The sequence below is a fragment of the Rhodococcus quanlei genome (genome assembly GCF_055231015.1).
Genome location: NZ_JBUYWD010000002.1, coordinates 65519 through 91807, shown reverse-complemented (window position 1 = coordinate 91807; position 26289 = coordinate 65519). Strand labels below are relative to the sequence as shown.

Sequence of the window (26289 nt, the reverse complement as noted above, 5' to 3'; positions counted from 1 at the left end):
ACGTGTTCACAGGAATTGTCGAGGAGTTGGGCGAGGTCGTCGCCAAGGAAGAGCTGGCAGACGCAGCCCGGTTCACGGTGCGTGGGCCGCTGGTGACGTCCGATGCTTCGCACGGGGACTCGATCGCCGTGAACGGCGTGTGTCTGACCGTCGTGGAAGTGCTCGCCGATGGGGCGTTCACCGCTGATGTGATGAAGGAGACCCTCGACCGCTCGAGCCTCGCGAGGCTCGGCGTCGGCAGCCGAGTCAACCTCGAGCGGGCGGCAGCTCTCGGCAGCCGCTTGGGCGGTCATCTCGTGCAAGGACACGTCGACGGGACTGGGCACGTACTCCGTCGCACGCCGTCCGACAACTGGACGGTTGTGCGGATTGCTTTGCCGGACAGCGTGTCTCGCTACGTTGTGACGAAGGGTTCGATCACGGTGGACGGTGTGTCGCTCACTGTGTCCGCACTGGGCGGTGAGAAAGATTCGGGGTATTTCGAGATTTCGCTCATTCCCACGACGCTCGACATGACGACGCTGGGTCGGGCCGAAGTCGGTACTCCGGTCAATCTGGAGGTCGACGTGATCGCCAAGTATGTGGAGCGCCTGAATGGCGCGTCGGGATAGGTCGTACTGTTGGAGTGCATCCACCGGATGCACTCCCACGTATTCGAAGATGCACAAGTAGAGACTTTGGAGATCGAGCACACGTGACCAGGTTCGACAACATCGAGCGCGCAGTCGCCGATATCGCCGCAGGTAAGCCGGTGGTCGTCGTGGACGACGAGGACCGCGAAAACGAGGGCGATCTCATCTTCGCGGCCGAGAAGGCCACACCCGAGCTCGTTGCATTCATGGTTCGCTACACATCCGGTTACCTGTGTGTGCCGCTCGACGGTACTGATTGCGACCGACTGGGACTGCCGCCGATGTACGCGACGAACCAGGACAAACACGGCACCGCCTACACGGTCACCGTCGACGCCAGAGACGGCATCGGCACGGGTATCTCTGCGTCGGATCGGGCCGCGACGATGAAGCTGCTGGCCGACCCTTCGACGGGCGCGCAGGATTTCACCCGGCCCGGCCACGTGGTTCCGCTGCGCGCGAAGGACGGCGGCGTGCTCCGTCGACCGGGCCACACCGAGGCTGCTGTGGACCTGGCCCGGATGGCGGACCTGCGCCCTGCGGGTGTGATCTGCGAGATCGTCAGTCAGAAGGACGAAGGTTCGATGGCGCAGACCGACGAACTGCGTGTTTTCGCCGACGATCACGACTTGGCCCTGATCTCGATCGCCGACCTCATCGCGTGGCGACGCAAGCACGAGAAGCACGTCGAACGGATCGCTCAGGCGCGGATCCCGACGCGGCACGGGGAGTTCACGGCCGTCGGGTACCGCAGCATCTACGACGATGTGGAACACGTCGCGTTGGTGCGGGGCGACATTGCGGGTCCGGACGGCGACGGCAGTGATGTGCTGGTGCGGGTTCACTCGGAATGTCTCACCGGAGACGTTTTCGGCTCGCTGCGGTGCGATTGCGGACCGCAACTCGACGCGGCGCTCGACATGGTGGCTCAAGAAGGGCGCGGGGTCGTGCTTTACATGCGCGGTCACGAAGGGCGTGGAATCGGCTTGATGCACAAGCTGCAGGCTTACCAGTTGCAGGATTCCGGATCGGACACCGTCGATGCGAACCTCGAACTCGGTTTGCCTGCCGATGCGCGCGACTACGGAATCGGCGCCCAGATCCTGGTGGATCTCGGGATTTCGTCGATGCGTCTGCTCACGAACAACCCCGCGAAACGGGTCGGCCTCGACGGCTACGGACTCCAAATCACCGACCGCGTGTCGATGCCGCTGCGAGCAAATGCAGAGAATCTGACCTACCTGCGTACGAAGCGCGATCGCATGGGACACGACCTGATCGGTCTCGACGAGTACGAGGCCGGGGAACTCCGTTGAGCGGCGAGGGAGTCCCGGCCCTGGCGGTGTCCGAAGCCGAGGACCTGAAGCTGGCGATCGTGGCGGGACGCTGGCACGGAGCACTATCGGAGGCTCTGATCGCAGGGGCGCAGCGAGTCGCCGCGCAGGCTCACATCGACGACGTCACCCTCGTTCGGGTGGCAGGTGCGATCGAACTGCCGGTGGTGGCGCAGGAACTCGCACGGACTCACGACGCGGTGGTAGCTCTCGGCGTCGTCATCCGCGGCGGCACTCCACACTTCGAGTACGTGTGCGACGCCGTCACGGCAGGGCTCACCCGCGTCTCGCTCGACGAAGGGACCCCTGTGGGCAACGGTGTCCTCACGACCGACACCGAACAACAGGCCCTCGATCGTGCCGGTCTCCCGGGTTCGGTCGAGGACAAGGGCGGCGAGGCGTGCGCGGCGGCACTGGACACCGCGGTGACACTGAAGCGCCTGCGCGAGGCCGAGGGGGCCGTGGAATGAGTGTGAAGAACGACGATCAGTGGGAGTTGATCGCGCGTCCGCGGAAATCGCGCAACGCGGCGATCGTCGCGGCGGTGTTCCTGGTGGTGGTTCACGTCACATTGGCCGTATTGCTGCGCACCGAACAGACGGGCGTGTTCTTCCGCCTCTCCGATCAGCTTGCGATGGCGGGCCTGGGTTGTGTGTTCGCGGCAGGGGTGTTGCTACTGGCCCGGCCCCGGCTACGGGTCGGTCCGCGCGGAATTGCCGTGCGGAACGTTCTGAACGAGCGGGTGGTCGATTGGGATCTGGCGCAAGGTCTGTCCTTTCCCGACGGCGCGGCATGGGCACGGATCGAGCTTCCCGACGACGAGTACATCTCCGTCATGGCGATTCAGTCGAACGACCGCGACTATGCCGTGGACGCGGTTCGCCGGTTTCGGGCACTCGAGGCGGAGTACACCGCATCCTGACGGTCCGGTAAGCAGGAACGTCGGTCGCTCCCGCTAACGTGGGGGTGTGCCCGATCCTTCGACCTACCGCCCCGCGACCGGAACCATCCCGGTCGCTCCGGGCGTGTACAAATTTCGAGATCCGCACGGCCGGGTCGTCTACGTGGGCAAGGCGAAGAGTCTTCGCTCCAGATTGAACTCGTACTTCGCGGACGTCACCACGCTGCACCCGCGCACCCGCCAAATGGTGACCACTGCGGCGAGTGTCGAATGGACGGTCGTCAGTACCGAGGTCGAAGCACTTCAACTCGAATACAACTGGATCAAGGAATTCGACCCCCGGTTCAACGTTCGGTACCGCGACGACAAGACGTACCCGGTTCTCGCCGTCACGCTCGGTGAGGAGTTTCCGAGGCTGTTCGTGTATCGCGGTCCGCGCCGAAAAGGTGTCCGGTACTTCGGTCCGTACTCGCACGCCTGGGCCATTCGGGAGACATTGGATCTGCTCCTGCGAGTGTTCCCCGCCAGGACGTGCTCGGCCGGTGTCTTCCGGCGTCACCGACAGATGGGCCGGCCGTGTCTGCTCGGATATATCGACAAGTGCTCGGCGCCCTGCGTCGGGAGGGTGTCGGCCACCGAGCACCGCAACATCGTCGAAGATTTCTGCGACTTCCTCGCAGGCCGGACCGATCGCTTGGTGCGCGACGTCGAACGTCGTATGGAGGCCGCGGCGGAGGAACTCGAATTCGAGACCGCCGCGCGGTTGCGGGACGATCTCGGTGCACTCAGGAAAGCTCTGGAGAAGCAGGCGGTGGTCCTGGGCGACGGGACCGACGCGGACCTGGTGGCCTTCGCTTCCGACGATCTCGAAGCAGCGGTACAAGTGTTTCATGTGCGTGGGGGGCGGGTGCGTGGCCAGCGCGGATGGGTGATCGAGAAGTCGGGCGATGTGGCGGACGCCGCAGCAGACGAACGCCGCGACCGATCCGATCTGCCCGAACTGGTCGAGCAGTTTCTGACGCAGTTCTACGGCGAGCAGGCCTCTCTCTCCGGCGACAGCGGAGCGGAATCGTCCACCAACGCCGTCCCGCGCGAGGTGCTCGTTCCCGTGCTCCCCGAGGGTGCGGCCGACATCGCTCGATGGCTGAGTGAGCTTCGTGGATCTGCCGTACAGCTGCGGGTGCCGCAGCGAGGCGACAAGAAGGCGCTGGCGGAGACGGTCCAACGAAACGCGCACGAGGCGCTTGCGCAGCACAAGCTGCGACGTGCAGGCGATTTCACGTCGAGATCTGCTGCGTTGCAGGGTATCCAGGATGCGCTCGACCTCGATTCTGCGCCGCTGCGCATCGAATGTGTCGATATCAGTCACGTTCAAGGAACGGATGTGGTCGCTTCGCTGGTGGTGTTCGAGGACGGACTTCCACGTAAGTCCGACTACCGTCATTACGCGATCAAGGAAGCGGCCGGTGGGGGGCGCTCCGACGATGTCGCGAGCATTGCGGAAGTCACGCGCCGGCGCTTTCTGCGACACAACAAGGACCTTGCTCTGCTCGGCGCGCAATCATCGGTACAGGGCGGGAGACCGGGCGGCGACAGGGTGGATGGCGCAGATGTGGCCACCGAAACAGCGATCGACTCTCGGACGGGGCGTCCGCGCAGGTTTGCGTACCCACCGAATCTCTACGTCGTCGACGGGGGGCTTCCACAGGTCAATGCCGCTGCGGCTGTTCTCGACGAGTTGGGCGTCACCGATGTCGCGGTCGTCGGGCTGGCGAAGCGACTGGAGGAGGTGTGGGTACCGGGTGACGAGGATCCCGTCATTCTTCCCCGCGCCAGCGACTCGCTGTATCTGCTGCAACGGGTACGCGACGAAGCCCACCGATTCGCCATTACATTCCATCGCAGCAAACGTTCTCGCCGTATGACTGCGTCCGCGCTCGATTCGGTACGGGGTCTCGGCGAAACTCGAAGGAATGCGCTGGTCAGTCATTTCGGTTCCGTGGCGAAGCTGAAGGAGGCCACGATCGAAGAGATCACGGTGGTACCGGGGGTGGGTGTGTCCACGGCGCGAGCTGTGGTCGAGGCACTGTCCGGGTCGGACGAGAGTGCACTGTCCGGGTCGGACGAGAGTGCAGGGTCCGGGTCGGACGAGAGTGCAGGGTCCGGGTCGGATTCGGCTGCACACCGCAGCGGCGTGGGGGATGATGAAGGCCGTCTGCGGAGGGTGGGGCCCGCTACCACGGGCGAAGCCGATACGGGAGAGCCCGTCTCAGTAGATCCACGCACCCGTACACAACTAACAGGGCAGAGTGACGAGTGAGCGATCAGCAGGGCCGGGCCAGCACGGACACGACCGGCGACACGATGGACTTTCTGCTTGTGACCGGTCTGTCCGGGGCGGGGCTGCAAACGTCGGCGAAGGTGCTCGAGGATCTCGGCTGGTATGTCGCCGACAATCTGCCGCCGGAGTTGATCTCGAGGATGGTGGATCTGTCACTCGAATCGGATTCGCGCATCGAACGGCTGGCGGTGGTGATCGACGTCCGAAGTCGGCTTTTCACCGGAGATTTCGGTTGGGTCCTGGCCGAACTCGAATCGAAGCAGGTGCACACCCGCGTTCTGTATCTCGACGCCTCGGACGACATCCTGGTACGCAGGTTCGAGCAGGTTCGCCGCAGCCACCCTTTGCAGAATGACGGTATCGACGGCACGTTGTCGGAGGGGATTGCCGCCGAGCGTGATCAGTTGGCCACGGTCAAGGCTGCCGCGGATCTGGTGATCGATACGTCGGCGCTCGCGGCGCACGATCTGCGCCAGAAGATCGAGGACGCTTTCGGTGGGGACGCGAACAGCACCGTCCAGGTCACGGTGCAGTCCTTCGGATTCAAGTACGGGTTGCCGATGGACGCCGATCTCGTGTGCGACGTCCGGTTCCTTCCGAACCCACACTGGATTCCGGAACTTCGGGCACATACCGGACAATCCACCGGGGTTCGTGACTACGTTCTGTCTCGGGAAGGCGCCGACGACTATCTCACTACCTATCATCATCTGATGGAGTTGACGGTCGCTGGATATCGTCGGGAAGGAAAGCGTTACATGACAATTGCGGTGGGCTGCACCGGCGGGAAGCATCGCAGTGTGGCCATGTCGGAGGCCCTCGCCGCTCGTCTCGGAGTCGACGCGGGCTTGAACGTGCGGGTTGTCCACCGCGATCTGGGGCGCGAATGACGCGGGAGAAGCCGGTCACCGTGTCACCTCGCACAGTAGCGCTCGGCGGTGGGCACGGGTTGTTCGCGACCTTGCGAGCCGCGCGGCGCCTGAGCAAGGACATCACTGCGGTGGTCACGGTCGCAGACGACGGCGGATCGTCCGGTCGTCTGCGATCAGAGCTCGGCGTCCTTCCGCCGGGTGATCTGCGGATGGCTCTTGCCGCACTCGCCGCCGAAGATCCCGAGGTGGCCGACTGGACGGAAACGATCCAGCACCGTTTCGGTGGTACGGGCGCTCTCGCGGGTCATTCCGTGGGCAATCTGATGCTTGCCGGACTCACCGAGGTCCTCGGTGATCCCGTGGCTGCCCTGGACGAACTTGCGCGGCTGCTTCGCATTCACGGCCGGGTACTGCCCATGTCCCCCGTGGCGCTGGATATCGAGGCCGACGTTCAGGGTCTCGAGGCGGACCCACGGGTGAGTCGCTGTATCCGGGGTCAGGTGGCGGTTGCCACGACACCTGGGAAGGTGCGACGTGTTCGCCTGTTGCCGGCGAATCCTCCGGCGTGCGCTGAGGCCGTCGATGCGATCATCCGTGCGGAAATGGTTGTTCTCGGACCCGGCTCGTGGTTTTCCAGCGTGATTCCGCACGTGTTGGTGCCCGAAGTTCTCGAGGCGTTGTCGGTCACGGCCGCGCGCAAGGTGCTCGTGCTCAACCTGGCTCCGGAGCCGGGGGAGACGGCGGGATTCTCCGCCGAACGGCATCTGCACGTACTCTCCCAACACGCACCGGATCTCGATGTCGACCACGTCGTCGTCGATTCGGGGTCGGTGCCGGCAGGTCGCGAACGCGAGCATCTCGACCGGTCGGCACAAAAATTCGGAGCGAATGTGGTGTACGCAGATGTGGCGCGTAACGGCACTCACACGCATCAAGCAGACAAACTGGGCGCTGTGTTCGAACGGCTCTGGAGCGATCCCGCATCGGCGATCGTGACCGGAGCAGAGGGCAGTGACGCGGTGGAAGAAAGGGAGAGCGCCTCGTGGCGATGACAGCGGAAGTCAAGGACGAGCTCAGTCGTCTCGTGGTCAGCCAGGTCAGTTGCCGCAAGGCCGAAGTGTCGTCCCTGTTGCGGTTCGCGGGTGGCCTGCACATCGTCGGTGGACGCGTTGTGGTGGAGGCCGAGGTCGACCTCGGCAACACCGCGCGCCGCCTTCGCCGCGAGATCTTCGACCTCTTCACCTACAGCTCGGACGTGCACGTTCTGGGCGCGGGAGGTCTGCGCAAGTCGTCGCGGTACATCGTTCGCGTCGCCAAGGACGGCGAGGCCCTTGCGCGGCAGACCGGCCTGCTCGACGTACGGGGCCGCCCGGTTCGCGGGCTTCCGGCCCAGGTCGTCGGCGGTAGCGTTGCGGACGCGGAGGCAGCGTGGCGTGGTGCGTTCTTGGCTCACGGATCCCTGACGGAGCCGGGACGATCGTCGGCGCTCGAGGTGAGTTGTCCTGGACCGGAGGCAGCGCTCGCGCTGGTGGGTGCGGCGCGCCGTCTGGGTATCTCCGCGAAGGCACGTGAGGTGCGTGGCACGGATCGAGTGGTCATCCGAGACGGCGAGGCGATCGGCGCGCTCCTGACGAGAATGGGCGCCCAGGACACGCGACTGACCTGGGAGGAACGCCGCATGCGTCGTGAGGTGCGGGCAACAGCCAATCGTCTGGCGAACTTCGACGATGCGAACCTGCGCCGCTCGGCGCGCGCGGCTGTTGCTGCCGCAGCGCGCGTCGAACGTGCCCTGGCCATCCTGGCGGAGGACGTTCCGGATCACCTCGCAGCGGCCGGGCATCTTCGTGTCGAGCACCGTCAGGCTTCACTCGAGGAGCTCGGACAGCTGGCGGATCCGCCGATGACGAAGGATGCCGTCGCCGGCCGAATTCGTCGTCTCTTGTCGATGGCCGACCGCAAGGCCAAGGAGACCGGCGTGCCCGACACGGAATCGGCGGTTACCGCGGAACTGCTCGACGAGGCGTGAGACACGCGGCAGCCCGACGGTTGCCGTGTGCATGGGTGGGCGTCGCACGGTATGCGCTCGCGCATTAGGGTATGGAACACATCGACCGATGAACCGTGTCCGACCCGACCGCTCACAGGTGGTTCGGGGTGACGCGGAAGAGCTGCACTACAGATGATGGGCAAAAGGAGCGAATTGTGACTGTCCGGGTTGGCGTAAACGGTTTCGGCCGTATCGGACGTAACTTCTTCAGGGCGGTGGAGGCGCAGAAGGCGCTGGGAACCACGGATATCGAGATCGTGGCGGTCAACGACCTCACCGACAACGCTTCGTTGGCCCACCTGCTGAAGTACGACTCGATCCTCGGCCGTCTGCCGCAGGACGTCTCTCTCGAGGGAGACGACACCATCGTGGTGGGCGAGCAGAAGATCAAGGCACTGTCGCTGCGTGAGGGCCCCTCCGCACTTCCGTGGGGCGACTTGGGCGTGGACGTCGTCGTCGAGTCCACCGGCATCTTCACCAATGCGGAAAAGGCCAAGGGTCACCTAGAGGCCGGCGCCAAGAAGGTCATCATCTCGGCCCCCGCAAAGGGCGAGGACATCACGATCGTCATGGGTGTGAACGACGACAAGTACGACGGTAGCCAGAACATCATCTCCAATGCCTCGTGCACCACAAACTGCCTCGGCCCCATCGCCAAGGTGCTCGACGACGAGTTCGGCATCGTCAAGGGCCTCATGACCACCGTTCACGCGTACACCCAGGACCAGAACCTCCAGGACGGCCCGCACAGCGACCTCCGTCGCGCACGCGCTGCAGCTCTCAATGTCGTGCCCACCGGCACCGGTGCTGCCAAGGCGATCGGTTTGGTGCTCCCGCAGCTCCTCGGCAAGCTCGACGGCTATGCCCTTCGCGTTCCGATCCCGACGGGTTCGGTCACCGACCTCACCGCGAACCTGGCGAAGTCGGCTTCGGTCGAAGACGTCAACGCTGCGATGCAGGCCGCCGCGGAGGGCCCGCTCGAGGGCATCCTGAAGTACACTGACGCGCCGATCGTGTCCTCGGACATCGTCACCGACCCGCACTCCTCGATCTTCGACTCCGGTCTCACGAAGGTCATCGACGATCAGGTCAAGATCGTCTCCTGGTACGACAACGAGTGGGGATACTCGAACCGCTTGGCCGACCTCATCGGTCTCGTTTCCAAGTCTCTCTGAGCGAAAGTTCGATAACCGTGGCAGTTCAGACACTCAAGGATCTGCTGGACGCTGGGGTGGAGGGGCGCACCGTGCTGGTGCGCTCCGACCTCAACGTTCCGCTCGACGGTCCGAACATCACCGACCCCGGCCGCATCGTAGCCTCTGCGCCGACCTTGAAGGCGCTGGCCGAGGCGGGTGCGAAGGTCATCGTGACCGCCCATCTGGGACGGCCGAAGGGTCAGCCGGACCCGCAGTTTTCGCTGGCCCCTGTGGCAGCGAAGCTCGCCGACGTTCTGGGACGCAATGTTCAGCTCGCCGGCGATGTGGTCGGCCAGGACGCGCTGGCGCGTTCCGAGGGACTGACGGACGGTGATGTTCTCCTGCTCGAGAACATCCGTTTCGATCCTCGCGAGACCAGCAAGGACGAAGCCGAACGCACCAAGCTCGCCAAGGCACTCGTCGAGCTGGTCGGCGACGACGGTGCCTTCGTCTCCGACGGCTTCGGGGTTGTTCACCGTGCTCAGGCGTCGGTGTACGACGTCGCCAAGTTGCTTCCGCACTACGCAGGAAAGCTCGTCGCGGCCGAGGTCGACGTCCTCGAGAAGCTGACCGATGACGCACAGCGGCCGTACGCGGTGGTACTGGGTGGCTCGAAGGTGTCGGACAAGCTCGCAGTGATCGAGGCGTTGGCACCCAAGGTCGACACTCTCGTCATCGGCGGCGGCATGTTCTACACGTTCTTGGCTGCCCAGGGAGTGTCCGTCGGAAACTCGCTCTGCGAGGAGTCGATGATCGACACCTGTAAGGACCTGCTCGACCGTTACGCGGATGTATTGCACATTCCGCACGATGTCGTGATCGCCGACGCGTTCTCCGCCGATGCGGAGGCGAGGAACGTTGCCGTGCTCGACATTCCGGATGGCTGGATGGGACTCGACATCGGACCGGAGTCGGTGGAGCGATTCGGTGCGATTCTGCGAGGCGCCAAGACCATCTTCTGGAACGGACCGATGGGCGTCTTCGAGTTCGAGAAGTTCGCGGCGGGCACGAAGGGTGTCGCGGAAGCGATCGTCGAGGCGACCGGCAAGGGTGCGTTCAGTGTCGTCGGTGGCGGCGACTCCGCCGCAGCGGTGCGACAACTGGGCCTTCCCGAGGACGGATTCTCTCACATTTCCACAGGCGGAGGCGCGTCCCTCGAGTACCTCGAGGGCAAGCAGCTTCCCGGCATTTCGGTTCTGGAGGACTGACTGTGACATCCCCCGTCGCTCCGCTTGCGCGCCAGGCACGGAAACCGCTCATCGCAGGCAACTGGAAGATGAACCTGAATCACTTCGAGGCCATCGCCCTGGTCCAGAAGATCGCGTTCTCGCTTCCGCCGAAGTACTTCGACAAGGTCGACGTGACGGTCATCCCGCCGTTCACCGATATCCGCAGCGTCCAGACGCTGGTCGAGGGCGACAAGTTGCTTCTCACATACGGTGCCCAGGATGTCTCGGCACACGAGTCGGGCGCCTTCACCGGTGAAGTCAGTGGCTCGATGCTTGCGAAGTTGGGTTGCACCTTCGCCGTTGTCGGACACTCGGAGCGTCGCACACTGCATGGTGAGACCAACGAGACCGTGCTCGCGAAGACCACAGCGGCGTTGAAGAACGACCTGACGCCCATCGTGTGCATCGGTGAGGGTCTGGACGTTCGTGAGGCCGGCGAGCACGTGGCCTACAACGTCGAACAGTTGCGCGGTTCACTGGCGGGGCTGTCCGTCGACGAGATCGCCAAGGTCGTCATCGCATACGAGCCGGTCTGGGCGATCGGCACCGGCAAGGTGGCTTCGGCCGCCGATGCGCAGGAAGTGTGCGCCGCAATTCGCCGGGAACTGACGAATCTGGCGTCGGCGGAGGTGGCCGCATCGGTGCGGGTGCTCTACGGCGGCAGCGTGAACGCCAAGAATGTCGGCGAGATCGTCGGACAGTCGGATGTGGACGGCGCTCTCGTGGGAGGCGCATCGTTGAAGGCGGACGAGTTCTCCACTTTGTCGGCGATCGCAGCGGGTGGTCCGCTGCCCTGACCGTGACTACAGGCACTCATCCGCGCAACGTCGCGGGTGGGTGCCTGTACCGCAGGTTTGCTGCCTGTACTGTGTAGATGTTGTCGCAGTCGTAGATGTTGTCGTAGTCGTTATCGGATGGGTGGACGTAAACAGAGATGGCACTGTTCCTCGATATCTTGCTGGTCGTCACCAGTCTCTTGCTGATCCTGCTGATCCTGTTGCACCGCGCCAAGGGCGGCGGCCTGTCCAGCTTGTTCGGTGGCGGCGTCCAGTCCAGTCTGTCCGGGTCGACTGTTGCCGAAAAGAACCTCGACCGTCTCACCGTCTTCACCGGTGCCATCTGGGTCATCTCGATCGTGGGTATCGGCCTGCAGATCAAGTTCAGCTGACCAACCTGCAATATGATGCCCCTCGGTCGATACTGGGGGAATGACCGACACCGCAGACGGCACCTCTCGGCCACCCACCACCGACGCCGAAATTCGGCGTGAACTGACCGAACCATTACGCGAAGACATTCGTCTGCTCGGGGGAATTCTCGGCCAGATCGTGCGTGAGCAGGCCGGTGAAGAAATCTTCGAATTGGTCGAGAAGGCGCGCGTCGAGTCGTTTCGAGTGCGTCGATCCGAGATCGACCGAGCCCAGTTGGTCACACTCTTCGACTCGGTGTCGACGGACGACGCCATCCATGTCATTCGCGCTTTCAGCCACTTCGCACTGTTGGCGAATCTCGCGGAGGATATCCATCGGGAGCGTCGGCGTGCCGCACATGTGAGCGCCGGCGAAGCACCTCCCGACAGCACTCTCACTGCTACGTTCGCGAAACTCGACGCGACACCTCCTGATTCGGTGACCGTACGGGAGACGCTGCGCGGGGCGTTGGTTGCGCCGGTGATCACGGCACACCCGACCGAGACCCGTCGACGGACTGTCTTCGAAACTCAGACACGGATCACCGATCTGATGCGGTATCGAGAGCGGACCGCGCTCACCGAATCCGAGATCGCCGACGTCGAAGTCAAGTTGCGTCGGCAGATTCTGACGCTGTGGCAAACCGCCCTGATCAGGCTGTCACGTCTGCGCATCCAGGACGAGATCGATGTCGGTCTGCGGTACTACGAGATGTCTCTGTTCGAGGTCATTCCGCAGCTCAATGCAGACGTTCGCCGCGAATTCCGTTCTCGTTGGCCGGACGTGGACTTGCTCAGTGAACCGATCCTGCGTCCGGGATCGTGGATCGGAGGCGACCGTGATGGTAATCCGTACGTGACTGCGGACGTGGTGCGTGCTGCGACCACCCGCGCCGCCGATGCCGCGTTGTCGCACTACCTTGCCGAGCTCGTGATCCTCGAGCGTGAGCTCTCGATGTCGGCGCGACTGGTCGACGTGACTCCGGCTCTGGATCTGTTGGCTACTGCATCGGACGACGAATCGCCGTCCCGGGCGGACGAGCCGTACCGCCGTGCTCTTCGCGGTATTCGCGGCCGATTGACGGCGACCTGTGAACGGGTACTGGGGGAGATTCCCGATGCCGGGCTGGATGCAGGTCTCGAGCCGTACGGCGATCCGGCGGAACTTCTGGCGGACCTGCGGATCGTGGACGAATCCCTGCGGTTCGGGGGTGACGATTCGATCGCGGACGACGGCCTCGCTCGGCTACGAGACGGCGTGGAGACGTTCGGATTTCACCTGTCGAGCCTCGACATGCGCCAGAACTCGGACGTTCACGAAACTGTGATCGCCGAGTTGTTGGCGTGGTCGGGGGTGCATGCCGATTATCGGTCGCTGCCGGAGGACGACAGAATCGAGTTGCTGGCGGCAGAGCTGTCGAATCGGCGTCCGCTCACGTCGCCAGATGCTCGTTTCAGTGAGTTGACCAGCAAAGAACTCGGCATTCTGCGGGCCGGTGCGGACGCGGTCCGCAGCTTCGGCCCGGAGGCTGTGCCGAATTACGTCATCAGCATGTGTACGTCCGTCAGCGACATGCTCGAAGCCGCCGTGCTGCTCAAGGAAGTGGGCCTGCTCGACCCGGGCGCAGGGGAATCCAGCACGTCCTCCTCGAGCCCGGTGGGTATCGTGCCGCTGTTCGAAACGATCGAAGACCTTCAGCAGGGCGCCGCCACGCTGACCGCTGTCCTGGGTATACCCGTGTATCGGGCCCTCGTCACATCCCGCAGTGAACAGCAGGAGGTGATGCTGGGGTACTCGGACTCGAACAAGGACGGCGGTTATCTCGCCGCGAACTGGGCGCTCTACCGCGCGGAACTGGAGTTGGTGGCAGCAGCGAAGGAAGCTGGGGTTCGGCTGCGACTCTTCCACGGTCGTGGCGGAACCGTGGGGCGTGGCGGCGGTCCCAGTTATGACGCCATTTTGGCGCAGCCGCCCGGTGCGGTTGCGGGCTCCCTCCGAATCACCGAACAGGGGGAGGTGATCGCAGCGAAGTATGCGCAGCCGCGCCAGGCGCGCCGCAACCTCGAGTCGCTGCTGGCTGCCACCCTCGAATCGAGTTTGCTGGACGTCGAGGGGCTCGGTGATTCCGCAGACGAGGCATACGAGATCTTCGACGAGTTGGCGGCTTCGTCTCGGCGCGTGTACAGCGAACTGGTGCACGACACCCCAGGATTCGTCGAGTATTTCGAGACGTCGACACCAGTAGCCGAGATCGGCGCGCTCAACATCGGCAGCCGGCCGACATCGCGTAAACAGACCACCTCTATCTCCGACCTTCGGGCGATTCCGTGGGTGCTGTCGTGGAGTCAATCGCGCGTGATGCTTCCCGGCTGGTATGGAACCGGATCGGCGCTCGAAGAATGGACACGTGGCGATCCGGACCGGATTGCGACCCTGACTCGCCTGTACGAAACCTGGCCGTTCTTCCGGACTGTGCTCTCGAATCTGGCGATGGTCATGGTCAAATCCGACATGGGATTGGCTGCCCGCTACTCCGAGCTCGTACCCGACGCCGCGCTACGTGAACGGGTGTTCGGAATGATCGCGGCCGAGCATGAGCGAACGATCGCGATGTACCGCCTCGTCACCGGAAACGAGTCGTTGTTTGCGGACAACCCGGGAATAGGAAGGTCCGTCCACAACCGATTTCCGTACCTCGAACCACTCAATCATCTGCAGGTGGAGCTGCTGCGGCGCTTCCGTGCGGGCGACGACAGTGACCAGGTGCGGCGCGGAATCGCGCTAACGATGAACGGTCTTGCCACTGCTCTGCGCAACAGTGGGTAGGTCGTCGGACTCGCGCGCGGCAAGCAACCGTTGGAACCAGTAGAAGGAGTCCTTCGGGGTACGCCGCTGGGTGTCGAAGTCGACGTGTACCAGGCCGAATCGTTCGTCGTATCCGGCAGCCCATTCGAAGTTGTCGAGCAAGGACCACGCAAAGTAGCCGCGAACGTCGACGCCGGCGGCTATGGCGTCGCCGACAGCCCGCAGGTGCCGGTCGTGGTAGTCGATACGGCGTTCGTCGTGCACCCGTCCTTCGGCGTCTACCGTGTCGTGGTAAGAGCAGCCGCTCTCGGTGACGTACACCGGCGGCAGGTTCTCGCCATAACGCTCCCGGGTTTGGACGAGGATCTGAGTGAGGCCTTCGGGGATGATTGCCCACCCGAAGTCGGTTTCGGCCACGTTCGGGATACGACGTGGCTCGAACGGAACACCTTCGGGGACGGTCGCGTCCTCGAGTGCGGGTGAGTCGGGGGAAGCCGACCCGGGCGCGCCGACGAGCACCGGTTGGTAGTAGTTCACGCCGTACCAGTCCAGGGACGTCGAGATGATGTCCAAGTCGTCGTCTACTGGGCCGGGCATCGCCTCGGCGAACCCGTCGGGGTAACTGCCGGTCAGGATCGGGTCGGCGAAAAGGCGGTTGGTCAATACGTCGTAGAGGTCTGCCGCGGCATGGTCGTCCGGGGAGTCACCGGCTACCCACACGGGTTGATGGTTGTTCGCGATACCGATTTCCGTCGATCCTGCCGCTCTCAGTGCGCGAGTGGCAAGTCCGTGCCCGAGCAGCATGTGGTGGGCGACGGGAAGGGCGTCGAGGCCGAGGGTCTTGCCTGGTGCATGCGTCCCGACGGCGTAACCGAACATGGTCGCCGTCACGGGCTCGTTGAGGGGCATCCAAAGTTCGACCCGGTCACCGAGGCGCTCCGCAACCAGCGTGGCGTAGTCGGCCAGGCGGAAGGCGGTGTCACGATTCGACCAGCCTCCTGCATCCTGCAGGGCTTGCGGTAGGTCCCAATGATAGAGCGTGACTGCTGGTCGGACGCCTGCTTCCAAGAGGTCGTCGACGAGCCTGTCGTAGAACGCCAATCCTGCCGCATTCGCCTGTCCGGTGCCGGTGGGCTGGATTCGCGGCCACGCGACCGAGAAGCGGTAGATGTCTATTCCGAGTTCACCCATAAGGGAGACGTCTTCGTTGTGACGGTGGTAGTGGTCGCAGGCGACGTCGCCGGTGTCTCCGCCCCGGATCCGCCCGGGCTCCGCGCAGAAAGTGTCCCAAATCGACTGCCCCCGTCCCTCTTCGGACACTGCTCCCTCGATCTGAAAAGAGGCAGTGGAGACGCCGTACCGGAACTCGCGGGGCAGCTGCGGAAAGGAAACCATGAGGATGATTCTAACTGAAAACCGAATGAGCGCTAGGTGTTCAAAACTGCGCGGCTACACTCACGCTGTGACGAGCGGTAACAAACGCGGCAGCTACGCCAAGACGCCGGAGCAGCGGCGCCGCATCCTCGAGGTGGCGATTGACGTTTTCGGGCGGTTGGGTAACCGGGGCGCGTCTTTGCGTGAAATTGCGGACCGGGCGGGCATGAGTCAAGCGGGCATCCTGCACCACTTCGGCTCGAAGGACGGCGTGCTCATGGCCGTTCTTGCCGACCGCGACGAGGAGCACGGGCGGATCGACTCCGTTGCCGGCGGCGTAGCCGAGCTCCGGTCGCTCCTGGTCCAGGCGCAGCGAAACCCCGGGCTCACACAGCTGTTCACCACGATCGCGGCGGAGGCAACCGACCCCGATCACCCAGCGCATACGTTCATGGTCGATCGGTACCGCCGCACGGTCGGTGTATTCACCGCTGCCGTCGAGGCGGCCAAGCGGGATGGCGATCTCGACGATCGTGTGGACTCCGAGGCCCTCGCGAGGCTGATGATCGCCGCTATGGACGGCCTGCAAACGCAGTACTTGCTGGAGGGGGATGCCATCGATGTTCTGGCGGCCTTCGACGTGCTCGTCGAGACGCTCACCGTCGCCCTCGTTCAGCGCTGACCAGCGCATTCATGGACTCGCCGTCCGATTCCCTTGACGGGAACAAATTGTGCCGTCATGATCTTGCGAATTCCAAATGATCGTTCGAGATTCGCTCGGGAGGGCCCATGGCGGGTATCGGTGTCAAGGTTCGTGTGGTCCTCGTGCTGGTCCTCGCGGCATTGGTCGCGACGAGTGCACCCACGGCAGGCGCAGCCCCTCCATGGTGGGAGCCGGTTGCCAGGCCGTCGCTGGACTCGCAGATCAACGTCACCGGCGAACCGTTCACGGGCACCGGTCCGGATGGCAGGGTGCGGGGCTGGATCGACGCGCACAACCACCTGATGACCGGCGAGGCTTTCGGGGGACGGCTCGTCTGCGGCAAGCCCTTCTCATGGGAGGGTGTCGCCGACGCCCTGAAGGACTGCCCCGAGCATTACCCGGACGGGACAGGGGCGCTGTTCGAGATCATCACGGGTGGATCGGATGTCACCCATGATCCGGTCGGGTGGCCCACCTTCGAGGACTGGCCGTCACGAAAGTCGTACAGTCACCAGCAGAACTACTACGCGTGGGTGGAGCGGGCCTGGCGCGGCGGTGAGCGAATCATGGTCACCAATCTGACCAGTAATGACGTGCTCTGCGACCTTCCGGTCTTGCCCGATGACGGTCGCAGCTGTGACGAGATGGACTCCGTCCGGTTGCAGGCCGCCAAAACGTACGAGATGCAGGACTACGTCGATGCCATGTACGGCGGCGAGGGAAAGGGCTGGTTCCGTATCGTCACCTCGCCGGCACAGGCAGCCGACGTCATCAAGCAAGGCAAGCTCGCGGTCGTTCTCGGAGTCGAGACCTCGGCGCCGTTCGGTTGCAAGCAGATTCGCGATGTTCCGCAGTGTTCGAAGGACGATATCGACCGCGGGCTCGACGAGCTGAAATCGCTGGGTGTGAGCAGTATGTTCCTGTGCCACAAGTACGACAACGCGCTGTGCGGCGTACGGTTCGACTCCGGTACGAGCGGGCTCGCAGTCAATGCGGGGCAGTTCGTTTCCACCGGCACGTTCTGGGCCACCGAACCCTGCACGACCGCCCGCACCGACAATCCGATCGGCCTTGCCGACCCGGCGCTGGAGGAGGCGGTCGGAGTCGACCTGCCGGAGTACGACGCATCGAAGCAATGCAACTCCCGGGGAATGACCGAGCTCGGCGAGTACGCGATGCGCGCGATGATCGATCGAAACATGATGCTCGAGATCGACCACATGAGTGTCAAGGCCACCGAGCGGGCCTTCGAGATCGCGGAGACCTACGACTACCCCGGCCTGATCTCGAGTCACAGCTGGATGGACATCGGCTGGACCGAGCGTCTCTATGAGCTGGGTGGTTTCGCCACAACCTACGGCTTCGCACCCGAGCAGTTCGTGAAGGAGCAGGCACGCACAGCCGAGCTGCGCGACCGGTACGGCAAGGGCAGCGGTCTCGGCATCGACATGAACGGGCTCGCGAACCAGGCCCCGCCACTGGGTTCGGACTCCCCGCTCGCCGTGTCCTACCCCTTCCGCAGCATCGATGGTGGGTCCGTGCTCGACCGTCAGGTAACCGGTGAGCGCGTCTGGGACATCAACACAGACGGGGCAGCCCACTACGGACTGGTTCCGGATCTGCTGGAACAGATCCGCCTGGCCGGCGGTGACATGAACGACCTCATGACTGGTGCTGCTTCGTATCTCGACACATGGTCGGCGACTGTGGCGTACGGGGACCGGCAGGACACCCGCAACGGGTAGCGGGAACCAACCTGGGTCCAGCTGCGTCGAAACCTATAAGAGTCGACGCAGTAGGGGGTCTCATGGGGCACGGTGGAGCCGAACGACGGGGCGGTGCAGGAAGGGGCGGAGCCGAACGGCAGGGGATATGCGGGAGACGATTGCCACATCATGTGTCGTCCATCAGTGCGCCGTCGCGGGGTGGTCGCTACCGGCAGACCTGCCAGGTCACCAGGAGTCCTCGGGAAGGGGCCGATCGGCCGTCCGAAGACTCGGGCGGCGCGTGATCGGTGTCAGTGTCGTGCGGACCGGTGTGTATCGGGAAGGGACGCGGCTGCTGCTTCGTCAATCAGCCACCGCGTAGCCCGCCGACCACGGGCGCCCGCAGCAGGTACATCGACCGGCTCGGCGCCGCCGAGCGCGGCGGCAACGGCATCCGCCTTCGCTTCACCCGACACGATCAGCCAGACTTCGGTTGCGTGCGCGATTGCGGGCAGCGTCAACGTGATTCGCGTCGGAGGCGGTTTCGGGCACCCGGTGACGGCAACCACGTTCCGGATCACTTCGCGAACCGCATCGGTGTCCGGGAACAGTGAGTTCACATGACCTTCCCCGCCCATCCCGAGGAGGTGAATGTCGAAGGCAGGCAGATCCTGTCCGTCTTCGGCTCGTGACGCAAGCATTTGGGCGTACGCCCCGGCCGCCGCATCTGGATTGTTCTCGTAGATCCCGTCCGAGGTCGGCATGGTGTGCACACGATCGGGATCGATACCGACGTGATCGAGCAATGCGGCGTGCGCCTGCACCTCGTTGCGCTCGGGATCACCGTCGGGAAGGAATCGTTCGTCACCGAAATAGACGTCGAGGGCGTGCCAGTCGATCGCTCCTGGCGCTGCCCGTACCTTCTCGAGGACGCCGATTCCGGTACCACCGCCCGTCAGCACCACGGCTGCGGATCCGCGCGCACGTTGTGCGGCTACCACCGTGTCGACGAATCGGTGTGCCACCGCCTCGACGAGAGCATCGGTATCGGCAAGGATTTCGACTACCGGGTCAGACATAGTTCACCTTCGTCAGGCCGGAAAGAGCCGCTTCGTAGATTTCGTCGGGGTCGAGCCGGCGCAACTCTTCGGCCAGGCAATCCCGGGTCTCGCGCCGCCCGAGTGCGACGCGGGAGTCGGGTTTTCCGGTCCGGCTCAGTGTGGCCGTGGTCTGAGTCTGCGGACGCGAGATGCGCATGCAATCACCACCGACGAATCGAATCTCCACATACAGTTCGCCGCTACGTCGTTCGACGGGGCCGTCGACACAACTCGCCAACCAACCGGCAATCATGTCGACCGCCGGTTCCTCGATGAGGCCGGAGACGGTCGCCGATTCGATGGGTGCGTGAGGTGGCACGTCGAGAGCTGCCGCGATCAATGCACGCCAGAAGGTCACGCGGCTCCAGGCGAGGTCCGTGTCCCCCTCGGTGTACGAAGCGAGGCGAGATTTGATCTCCGCAGTCGGGTTCTCGCGTCCGGTTGCATCGGTGATGCGGCGAATCGCCAATCTGCCCACCGGATCATGCGCGGGCACGGCGGGGGAGTTCTCCGGCCACCAGGCGACCACGGGGGTATCGGGCAGCAGGAAGGGGACCACTACGCTGCTTTCGTGATCGGCCAGTTCGCCGTACAGGCGCAGTACCACTACTTCGGAGGCCCCGGCATCGCCACCGACGCGGATCTGCGCGTCGAGACGCGAATGGGCTTCGCGTGGACCTCGAGCGACCACGATCACCCGACAGGGGTGTTCGCGACTCGCCTCGTTGGCGGCGTCGATGATCTCCTCGGCGTTCTCGCTGTCGCGGGTGCAGACGACCAAGGTCAGCACCCGTCCCAAGGTGACGGCACCACCCGTCTTGCGCAGTTCCACCAACTTCTTGCTCACGGCGGTGGTGGTCGTGGAGGGGAGGTCGGTGATCATCTCTACGGTCTCCTCCACTCGCGTCCGGTACGTGTCATCATCGCGTCTGCGGAGGGCGGACCCCAGGTGCCGGCCTCGTATGATTCCGGCTTCCCGGTGGTGGCCCACCGCTCGATCACGGGATCGAGGATCTCCCATGACAACTCGACCTCGGCGTTGACCGGGAACAGTGACGGCTCACCGAGCAACATATCCAGGATGAGACGTTCGTAGGCCTCGGGCGACGACTCGGTGAATGCCTGCCCGTAGGAGAAGTCCATGTTCACGTCACGGACTTCCATGCTCGAGCCGGGAACCTTCGAACCGAACCGCATGGTCACGCCTTCATCCGGCTGAACTCGAATCACCAGTGCGTTCTGGCCGAGTTCCTCGGTCATCGTCTGGTCGAACGGGAGGTGCGGCGCGCGCTTGAACACCACCGCGATCTCGGTGACGCGACGTCCCAGACGCTTACCGGTCCGGAGGTAGAACGGGACACCCGCCCAGCGCCTGGTGTCGACTTCCAAGGTGATGGCCGCGAACGTCTCGGTAGTCGAATCGGACGCGAAGCCGTCCTCGTCGAGGAGCCCCCGGACCTGTTCACCACCCTGCCACCCACCGGCGTACTGCCCGCGGGCCGTGGTTTCGTCCAGTGGTTCGGCCAGCCGGGTTGCAGACAGGACCTTGATCTTCTCTGCCTGCAGTTCCGAGGGTTCGAAACTGATGGGTTCTTCCATCGCCGTGAAGGCGAGCAGCTGAAGAAGGTGATTCTGGATGACGTCCCGGGCCGCGCCGATCCCGTCGTAATATCCGGCTCGGCCCCCCAGACCGATGTCCTCGGCCATGGTGATCTGCACGTGATCGACGTAGTGCGCGTTCCAGATGGGATCGAACAGTTGGTTGGCGAACCGGAGCGCCAGGATGTTCTGCACCGTCTCCTTGCCGAGGTAGTGGTCGATCCGGAACACCCTGTCTTCCGGGAAAACCCTGTTGACCACTGCGTTCAGATCGCGCGCACTGGACAGGTCGTGGCCGAACGGTTTCTCGATCACCACACGACGCCACTGGCCTTCATCCGACTGCGCGAGACCTGCATCGGACAACTGCTTCAGCACCAGCGGGAACGCATTGGGCGGAATCGCAAGGTAGAAACCATGATTTCCGCTTGTACCACGTTCGAAGTCCAGCGTTTCGAGAGTGGTTGCAAGCTTGGCGAAGGCTTCGTCGTCGTCGAACGAGCCCTGAACGAACCGAATACCCTCGGCCAGCTTGTCCCAGACGTCTTCACGGAACGGCGTTCGTGAGTGTTCGCGAACGGCGTCGTGAACGATCGTACCGAAATCCTGGTCGCGCCAGTCGCGGCGAGCGAACCCGACGAGAGCGAACCCGGGCGGCAGGAGACCACGATTGGCCAGGTCGTAAATCGCGGGCATCAATTTACGGCGTGCCAAGTCACCGGTCACGCCGAAGATGACCAGAGCGCACGGTCCCGCGATGCGCGGTAATCGCTTGTCCCGGCTGTCTCGGAGCGGGTTGGCCCAGCCTTTCGACGCCTCGGGGTCGCTCACGGGCTCAGGCCTTCTGACCTGCTGCGCGCAACTGCTCGGCTGTGGCGTCCAGCAATTCGTTCCACGCCACTTCGAACTTCTCGACGCCCTCGCGCTCGAGAACGACGAACACGTCGGGAAGATCGATTCCGATCTCGGTGAGTTGATCGAACACGACCTGGGCGGCCGTGGCGGTCCCGGATACCGTGTCGCCGGTGATCTCGCCGTGGTCGGCGACCGCGTCGAGTGTCTTCTCGGGCACGGTGTTCACCGTGTTCGGAGCCACCAGTTCGGTGACGTACAGGGTGTCCGGGTAGTCGGGATTCTTGACACCCGTCGACGCCCAAAGGGCCCGTTGGGGAAGCGCACCGGCTGCGAGCAGGTTCTGGAACCGCGGCTCCACCTCGAACGCCTGCTGGTAAGCGGCATACGCGAGACGTGCGTTCGCGAGCGCTGCCTTGCCCCGGAGTGCGAGGGCATCCGGAGTGCCGATCTGGGTGAGCCGGTTGTCGATCTCGGTGTCCACGCGGGAGACGAAAAACGATGCGACCGAGTGGATGTGCGAGAGATCGTGCCCCGCAGTCTTCGCCGCTTCGAGACCGGAGAGATAGGCGTCGACAACCGCTTCGTACCGCTCGACGGAGAAGATCAGCGTGACGTTGACGCTGATGCCCTCGCCGATGACCTTCGCGATCGCCGGAATCCCTGCCTGGGTGGCGGGAATCTTGATGAACAGATTTCGGCGGTCGACGATCTTCCACAGCTCGACCGCCTGGGCGATGGTCTTGTCCGTGTCGTGCGCGAGCCGGGGATCGACCTCGATGGACACTCGACCGTCGACTCCGCTACTCGCCTCGTACTGAGGTGCCAGCACATCGCAGGCGTCACGGACGTCGTCGGTGGTCACTGTGCGAACGGTCGCCTCGACGTCGGCTCCCCGCTCGGCCAGTTCGGTCACCTGTGCGTCGTAGGCGGTGCCCTTGCTGAGCGCGTTCTGGAATATGGACGGGTTCGTGGTGACGCCGACGATGCTCTTCGTCGCGATCAGTTCGGCCAGGTTTCCCGACTTGATCCGATCCCGAGACAGGTCGTCGAGCCAGATGGACACCCCCGCTTTCGAGAGCTTGTCGAGGTTGACGTTCTGGGTCATGAGCCTTATCCCTTCACGTTGGCGAGCGAGCGCTGGGCGGCCGCAACAACGGCTTCGGCGGTGATGCCGAACTCGCGGAACAGGGTCTTGTAGTCGGCGGAGGCACCGAAGTGCTCGATGGACACGATTTCGCCGTTGTCGCCGACGAATCGGTACCACGGCATGGCGATACCCGCCTCTACCGCGACACGTGCTTTCACCGACGGCGGGAGCACGCGCTCGCGGTACGCCTGGTCCTGCGCGTCGAACCACTCGACACAGGGCATCGACACGACGCGGGTGGGAACGCCGTCCGCTTCCAGCGTTTCGCGGGCCGCGACAGCAAGCTGAAGTTCCGAACCGGTACCGACCAGCACGACCTGGGGAGTGCCGGTCGATGCCTCCGCCAGTACGTAACCGCCACGCGAGACACCCTCGTAGTCGGTGCCCTCGAGGATCGGCAGGTTCTGGCGAGTCAGAGCGAGACCGGCGGGGGCACGGGTCGCCTCGTCGGTCCCCTTTTCGAGCACGGCACGCCATGCATGCGCCGTTTCGTTGGCGTCGCCGGGTCGTACGACGGACAGACCGGGAATGCCGCGGAGTGCAGCAAGGTGCTCGATCGGCTGGTGGGTGGGTCCGTCTTCGCCGAGGCCGATGGAGTCGTGCGTCCACACGTACGTGACCGGTGTCTTCATGATTGCTGCGAGGCGCACCGCGGGACGCATGTAGTCACTGAACACGAGGAACGTGCCACCGTACGGCCGGGTGGGGCCGTGCAGGGCGATGCCGTTGAGGATCGAGCCCATGGCGTGTTCGCGAACACCGAAGTGCAGAGTGCGACCGTAGGGCGTTGCCTTCCACATGTCGGTCGAAATCGACTCCGGGCCGAACGATTCGGAACCCTTGATGGTGGTGTTGTTGCTTTCGGCGAGGTCGGCGGAACCGCCCCACAGTTCCGGTAGCACCGGTCCGATGGCATTGAGGACGGCCGCGGACGCCTTTCGGGTGGCGATCTCGTCACCGCCGGCCTCCCAGGTGGGAAGAACGTCGGCCCAGCCGGACGGCAGGTCACGGCCCGTCAGGCGCTCGAGAAGAGCCTTTCCGTCGGTGGACCGCGTTGCCCATTCGTCGAACGAGCTCTGCCAGGTCTTGTGCGCTTCGGCGCCGCGATCGCGTGCCTTGCGCGCGTGTGCGATGACCTCGTCCGAAACCTCGAACGACTTCTCGGGGTCGAATCCGAGGGCCTTCTTGACGCCCGCCACCTCGTCGGCGCCGAGTGCCGCGCCGTGTGCTGCGCCGGTGTTCATCTTCTCCGGTGCCGGGTAGCCGATGATGGTGCGTAGGAGGATCAACGAAGGTCGCGACGTCTCGGCGTTGGCGGCCTTCAGTGCTTCCTCGATGGCAACGACGTCCTCGCCGCCCTTGACGACCTGCACGTGCCAGCCGTAGGCCTCGTAGCGAGCTGCGGTGTCTTCGGACAGCGCGATTGCGGTGTCGTCCTCGATGGAGATCTCGTTGTCGTCGTAGACGACGGTCAGGTTGCCGAGCTGCTGAGTACCGGCGATCGACGAGGCCTCGGAAGTGACGCCCTCCTCGATGTCACCGTCCGACGCGATCACGTAGATGTGGTGATCGAAGGGGCTCTCTCCCGGTGCGGCGTCGGGATCGAACAGCCCCCGCTCGCGTCGCGCAGCCATGGCCATACCCACAGCGGATGCGAGACCCTGTCCGAGCGGACCGGTAGTGATCTCGACGCCACGGGTGTGTCCGTGTTCGGGGTGACCAGGTGTCTTCGAACCCCATTTACGGAGGGACTCGAGGTCTTCGAGTTCGAGTCCGTATCCGGCGAGGTACAGCTGGATGTACAGCGTCAGACTCGAGTGGCCACACGACAGGACGAAGCGATCGCGACCGATCCAATCCGCGTCGTTGGGGTCGTGTCGCATCACGCGCTGGAAAAGGGTGTACGCGAGCGGAGCCAGGCTCATTGCCGTGCCCGGATGACCGTTTCCGGTCTTCTGCACTGCGTCGGCGGCGAGCACGCGAGCGGTGTCGACGGCTTTGGTGTCCAGCTCGGTCCAGTCGGCCGGGTGGACCGGTTGTGTTAGGGCGCGGATCTCGTCGGTGATCGACACGGGCAGAAGTCTCCTGACATTGGTGAACGTGGAGCCTGAGGATGCGTAAGCCTCTTGTGCAACACCAGCCTAGTAGGCGGCGCTATCCGGGTCGATTCGGTTCGCGCATATCGGCGGTCTACCATCGTCTGTAGTAGTCGTCGTCGCTATCGACGTTCGGCAATGGACGGATGTGTGATCGAACGTGGTACGAGGAGAGAACGTGCGGACAGGGCAGCAGCCGAGCGGTCACGGACTCGGCAGCCCGAGCCCCGCGCGGGAGATCACGTCCGACACTCTGGTCGGCCGGGCCGCCGCCAAGGTTCTCGCCTACATCGCGTTGACGAAACCGCGGGTCATCGAATTGCTGCTCGTCGCCACGATTCCGGCGATGCTCCTGGCAGACCGCGGGTCGGTCGACATCGTGCTCATTCTCAGTACCCTGTTCGGCGGATGGATGGGTGCCGCCAGCGCGAACTCCCTGAACTGCGTCGTGGACGCCGACATCGACAAGGTCATGAAGCGCACTGCGCGTCGTCCGCTGGCTCGCGCGGCCGTACCCACCTCGCACGCCTTCGTTTTCGGCATGGTGCTCGGAATCGCGTCCTTCCTGTGGCTGTGGTGGCAAGCGAACCTTCTCGCGGCGGCGCTCATCGTTCTCACCATTGCCTTCTACGTGCTCGTATACACCATGGTCCTCAAGCGTCGTACCTGGCAGAACGTCGTGTGGGGCGGTGCCGCCGGCTGTATGCCCGTGATGGTCGGCTGGGCAGCGGTCACCGGCTCGCTCAGCTGGGAACCTGTGGTGCTGTTCCTCGTCATCTTCTTCTGGACGCCGCCGCACACCTGGGCGCTCGCCATGCGTTACAAGGAGGACTACAAGGCTGCCGGTGTTCCCATGCTTCCGGTGATCGCGACCGAGGAGCATGTGACGAAGCAGATCGTCCTGTACAGCTGGGCGATGGTCGTGACGTCGCTGACGCTCGTTCCCGCGGCGGGCCTCGTATACCTCGTCGTGGCGCTGCTGACCGGCATGTGGTTCCTTGTCTCGGCACACCAGTTGTACCGCAGCGTGCGCGGGGGAGCCCCGGTGAAGCCGCTCAAGCTCTTCCTTCAGTCGAACAACTACTTGGCAGTGCTATTCGTCGGACTGGCTGTCGACGCAGTGCTCGGACTCCAGACGATCGCCGAGATGGTGGGCTGAGCC

General features: G+C 64.1%; 22 protein-coding genes. 16 read left to right on the top strand and 6 right to left on the bottom strand.

The features are described from left to right. Positions 1–2: 2 nt before the first annotated feature. The 13 genes from ACZI8Q_RS01185 to ppc all read left to right on the top strand — a co-directional run bounded on the left by ACZI8Q_RS01185 (position 3) and on the right by ppc (position 14568). Entirely contained in the window at positions 3–611 is a 609-nt protein-coding gene (locus tag ACZI8Q_RS01185; RefSeq protein WP_463371674.1) for a riboflavin synthase, read from the top strand. Between the two features lie 83 nt (positions 612–694). Beyond that, positions 695–1948 carry a bifunctional 3,4-dihydroxy-2-butanone-4-phosphate synthase/GTP cyclohydrolase II gene (locus ACZI8Q_RS01180; RefSeq protein ID WP_463371673.1) on the top strand — a complete coding sequence of 418 codons (1254 nt, stop codon included), beginning with the start codon at positions 695–697 and terminating at the stop codon, positions 1946–1948. Then, a complete protein-coding gene (gene ribH / locus ACZI8Q_RS01175; protein ID WP_463371672.1) occupies positions 1945–2436 on the top strand; it encodes a 6,7-dimethyl-8-ribityllumazine synthase in 492 nt (163 codons plus the stop codon). The genes ACZI8Q_RS01180 and ribH overlap by 4 nt, the downstream gene beginning before the upstream one ends. Next, positions 2433–2888 (top strand): PH domain-containing protein, encoded by a 456-nt coding sequence (locus ACZI8Q_RS01170; protein WP_463371671.1) that lies wholly within the window; start codon positions 2433–2435, stop codon positions 2886–2888. The genes ribH and ACZI8Q_RS01170 overlap by 4 nt, the downstream gene beginning before the upstream one ends. 46 nt (positions 2889–2934) lie before the next feature. Beyond that, the gene (gene uvrC / locus ACZI8Q_RS01165; protein ID WP_463371670.1) at positions 2935–5187 is read left to right on the top strand and encodes an excinuclease ABC subunit UvrC; all 2253 of its coding nucleotides are present in this window, start codon (positions 2935–2937) and stop codon (positions 5185–5187) included. A gap of 44 nt (positions 5188–5231) precedes the next feature. Then, positions 5232–6098: an RNase adapter RapZ gene (rapZ, locus tag ACZI8Q_RS01160; RefSeq protein ID WP_463371780.1), complete on the top strand. Its 867-nt coding sequence runs from the start codon at positions 5232–5234 to the stop codon at positions 6096–6098. Next, positions 6095–7132, top strand: a complete 1038-nt coding sequence (locus tag ACZI8Q_RS01155; protein ID WP_463371669.1) for a gluconeogenesis factor YvcK family protein — start codon at positions 6095–6097, stop codon at positions 7130–7132. The genes rapZ and ACZI8Q_RS01155 overlap by 4 nt, the downstream gene beginning before the upstream one ends. Next, complete coding sequence (whiA, locus tag ACZI8Q_RS01150) at positions 7123–8106, top strand: DNA-binding protein WhiA (protein ID WP_463371668.1); 984 nt, start codon at positions 7123–7125, stop codon at positions 8104–8106. The genes ACZI8Q_RS01155 and whiA overlap by 10 nt, the downstream gene beginning before the upstream one ends. Before the next feature lie 176 nt (positions 8107–8282). Further along, on the top strand, positions 8283–9302 hold the full coding sequence (gap, locus tag ACZI8Q_RS01145; RefSeq protein ID WP_463371667.1) for a type I glyceraldehyde-3-phosphate dehydrogenase: 1020 nt from the start codon (positions 8283–8285) through the stop codon (positions 9300–9302). Positions 9303–9319: 17 nt separating this feature from the next. Continuing rightward, a complete protein-coding gene (locus tag ACZI8Q_RS01140; protein ID WP_463371666.1) occupies positions 9320–10531 on the top strand; it encodes a phosphoglycerate kinase in 1212 nt (403 codons plus the stop codon). A gap of 2 nt (positions 10532–10533) precedes the next feature. After that, positions 10534–11349, top strand: coding sequence for a triose-phosphate isomerase (gene tpiA, locus ACZI8Q_RS01135; RefSeq protein ID WP_463371665.1), 816 nt, complete (start codon positions 10534–10536; stop codon positions 11347–11349). Between the two features lie 137 nt (positions 11350–11486). Further along, positions 11487–11720 (top strand): preprotein translocase subunit SecG, encoded by a 234-nt coding sequence (gene secG, locus ACZI8Q_RS01130; RefSeq protein WP_463371664.1) that lies wholly within the window; start codon positions 11487–11489, stop codon positions 11718–11720. 40 nt (positions 11721–11760) lie between these two features. After that, positions 11761–14568, top strand: coding sequence for a phosphoenolpyruvate carboxylase (gene ppc, locus ACZI8Q_RS01125; RefSeq protein ID WP_463371663.1), 2808 nt, complete (start codon positions 11761–11763; stop codon positions 14566–14568). On the opposite strand, the gene ACZI8Q_RS01120 is transcribed toward ppc, so the two are convergent. After that, on the bottom strand, positions 14524–15942 hold the full coding sequence (locus ACZI8Q_RS01120) for a GH1 family beta-glucosidase (RefSeq protein ID WP_463371662.1): 1419 nt from the start codon (positions 15940–15942) through the stop codon (positions 14524–14526). The genes ppc and ACZI8Q_RS01120 overlap by 45 nt on opposite strands. A 67-nt stretch (positions 15943–16009) precedes the next feature. Here ACZI8Q_RS01120 and ACZI8Q_RS01115 point away from each other — a divergent pair, with 67 nt between their 5' ends. Continuing rightward, complete coding sequence (locus ACZI8Q_RS01115; RefSeq protein ID WP_463371661.1) at positions 16010–16603, top strand: TetR/AcrR family transcriptional regulator; 594 nt, start codon at positions 16010–16012, stop codon at positions 16601–16603. A gap of 107 nt (positions 16604–16710) precedes the next feature. Next, positions 16711–18369: a Coagulation factor 5/8 type domain-containing protein gene (locus ACZI8Q_RS01110; protein ID WP_463371660.1), complete on the top strand. Its 1659-nt coding sequence runs from the start codon at positions 16711–16713 to the stop codon at positions 18367–18369. Positions 18370–18641: 272 nt separating this feature from the next. On the opposite strand, the gene pgl is transcribed toward ACZI8Q_RS01110, so the two are convergent. Genes pgl through tkt form a run of 5 tightly spaced genes read right to left on the bottom strand, consistent with a single transcriptional unit; the run spans position 18642 to position 25103 of the window. Then, positions 18642–19409: a 6-phosphogluconolactonase gene (gene pgl / locus ACZI8Q_RS01105; RefSeq protein WP_463371659.1), complete on the bottom strand. Its 768-nt coding sequence runs from the start codon at positions 19407–19409 to the stop codon at positions 18642–18644. Further along, the gene (gene opcA / locus ACZI8Q_RS01100; protein WP_463371779.1) at positions 19402–20313 is read right to left on the bottom strand and encodes a glucose-6-phosphate dehydrogenase assembly protein OpcA; all 912 of its coding nucleotides are present in this window, start codon (positions 20311–20313) and stop codon (positions 19402–19404) included. The genes pgl and opcA overlap by 8 nt, the downstream gene beginning before the upstream one ends. 2 nt (positions 20314–20315) lie before the next feature. Beyond that, positions 20316–21860: a glucose-6-phosphate dehydrogenase gene (gene zwf / locus ACZI8Q_RS01095; RefSeq protein WP_463371658.1), complete on the bottom strand. Its 1545-nt coding sequence runs from the start codon at positions 21858–21860 to the stop codon at positions 20316–20318. A 4-nt stretch (positions 21861–21864) separates the two neighbouring features. Further along, the gene (gene tal / locus ACZI8Q_RS01090; RefSeq protein WP_463371657.1) at positions 21865–22989 is read right to left on the bottom strand and encodes a transaldolase; all 1125 of its coding nucleotides are present in this window, start codon (positions 22987–22989) and stop codon (positions 21865–21867) included. Between the two features lie 5 nt (positions 22990–22994). Further along, entirely contained in the window at positions 22995–25103 is a 2109-nt protein-coding gene (gene tkt / locus ACZI8Q_RS01085) for a transketolase (RefSeq protein WP_463371656.1), read from the bottom strand. A gap of 202 nt (positions 25104–25305) precedes the next feature. On the opposite strand from tkt, the gene ACZI8Q_RS01080 reads away from it, so the two are divergent. After that, positions 25306–26286: a heme o synthase gene (locus tag ACZI8Q_RS01080; RefSeq protein WP_463371655.1), complete on the top strand. Its 981-nt coding sequence runs from the start codon at positions 25306–25308 to the stop codon at positions 26284–26286. The last annotated feature ends 3 nt before the right edge of the window (positions 26287–26289 follow it).

What these genes read in the sequence shown, in the direction of transcription:
- ACZI8Q_RS01170 (WP_463371671.1), top strand. Translation starts at nt 2,433, where the DNA reads ATGAGTGTGAAGAACGACGATCAGTGGGAGTTGATCGCGCGTCCGCGG.
- rapZ (WP_463371780.1), top strand. Translation starts at nt 5,232, where the DNA reads ATGGACTTTCTGCTTGTGACCGGTCTGTCCGGGGCGGGGCTGCAAACG.
- ACZI8Q_RS01155 (WP_463371669.1), top strand. Translation starts at nt 6,095, where the DNA reads ATGACGCGGGAGAAGCCGGTCACCGTGTCACCTCGCACAGTAGCGCTC.
- secG (WP_463371664.1), top strand. Translation starts at nt 11,487, where the DNA reads ATGGCACTGTTCCTCGATATCTTGCTGGTCGTCACCAGTCTCTTGCTG.
- ppc (WP_463371663.1), top strand. Translation starts at nt 11,761, where the DNA reads ATGACCGACACCGCAGACGGCACCTCTCGGCCACCCACCACCGACGCC.
- ACZI8Q_RS01120 (WP_463371662.1), bottom strand. Translation starts at nt 15,942, where the DNA reads ATGGTTTCCTTTCCGCAGCTGCCCCGCGAGTTCCGGTACGGCGTCTCC.
- ACZI8Q_RS01110 (WP_463371660.1), top strand. Translation starts at nt 16,711, where the DNA reads ATGGCGGGTATCGGTGTCAAGGTTCGTGTGGTCCTCGTGCTGGTCCTC.
- pgl (WP_463371659.1), bottom strand. Translation starts at nt 19,409, where the DNA reads ATGTCTGACCCGGTAGTCGAAATCCTTGCCGATACCGATGCTCTCGTC.
- opcA (WP_463371779.1), bottom strand. Translation starts at nt 20,313, where the DNA reads ATGATCACCGACCTCCCCTCCACGACCACCACCGCCGTGAGCAAGAAG.
- tal (WP_463371657.1), bottom strand. Translation starts at nt 22,989, where the DNA reads ATGACCCAGAACGTCAACCTCGACAAGCTCTCGAAAGCGGGGGTGTCC.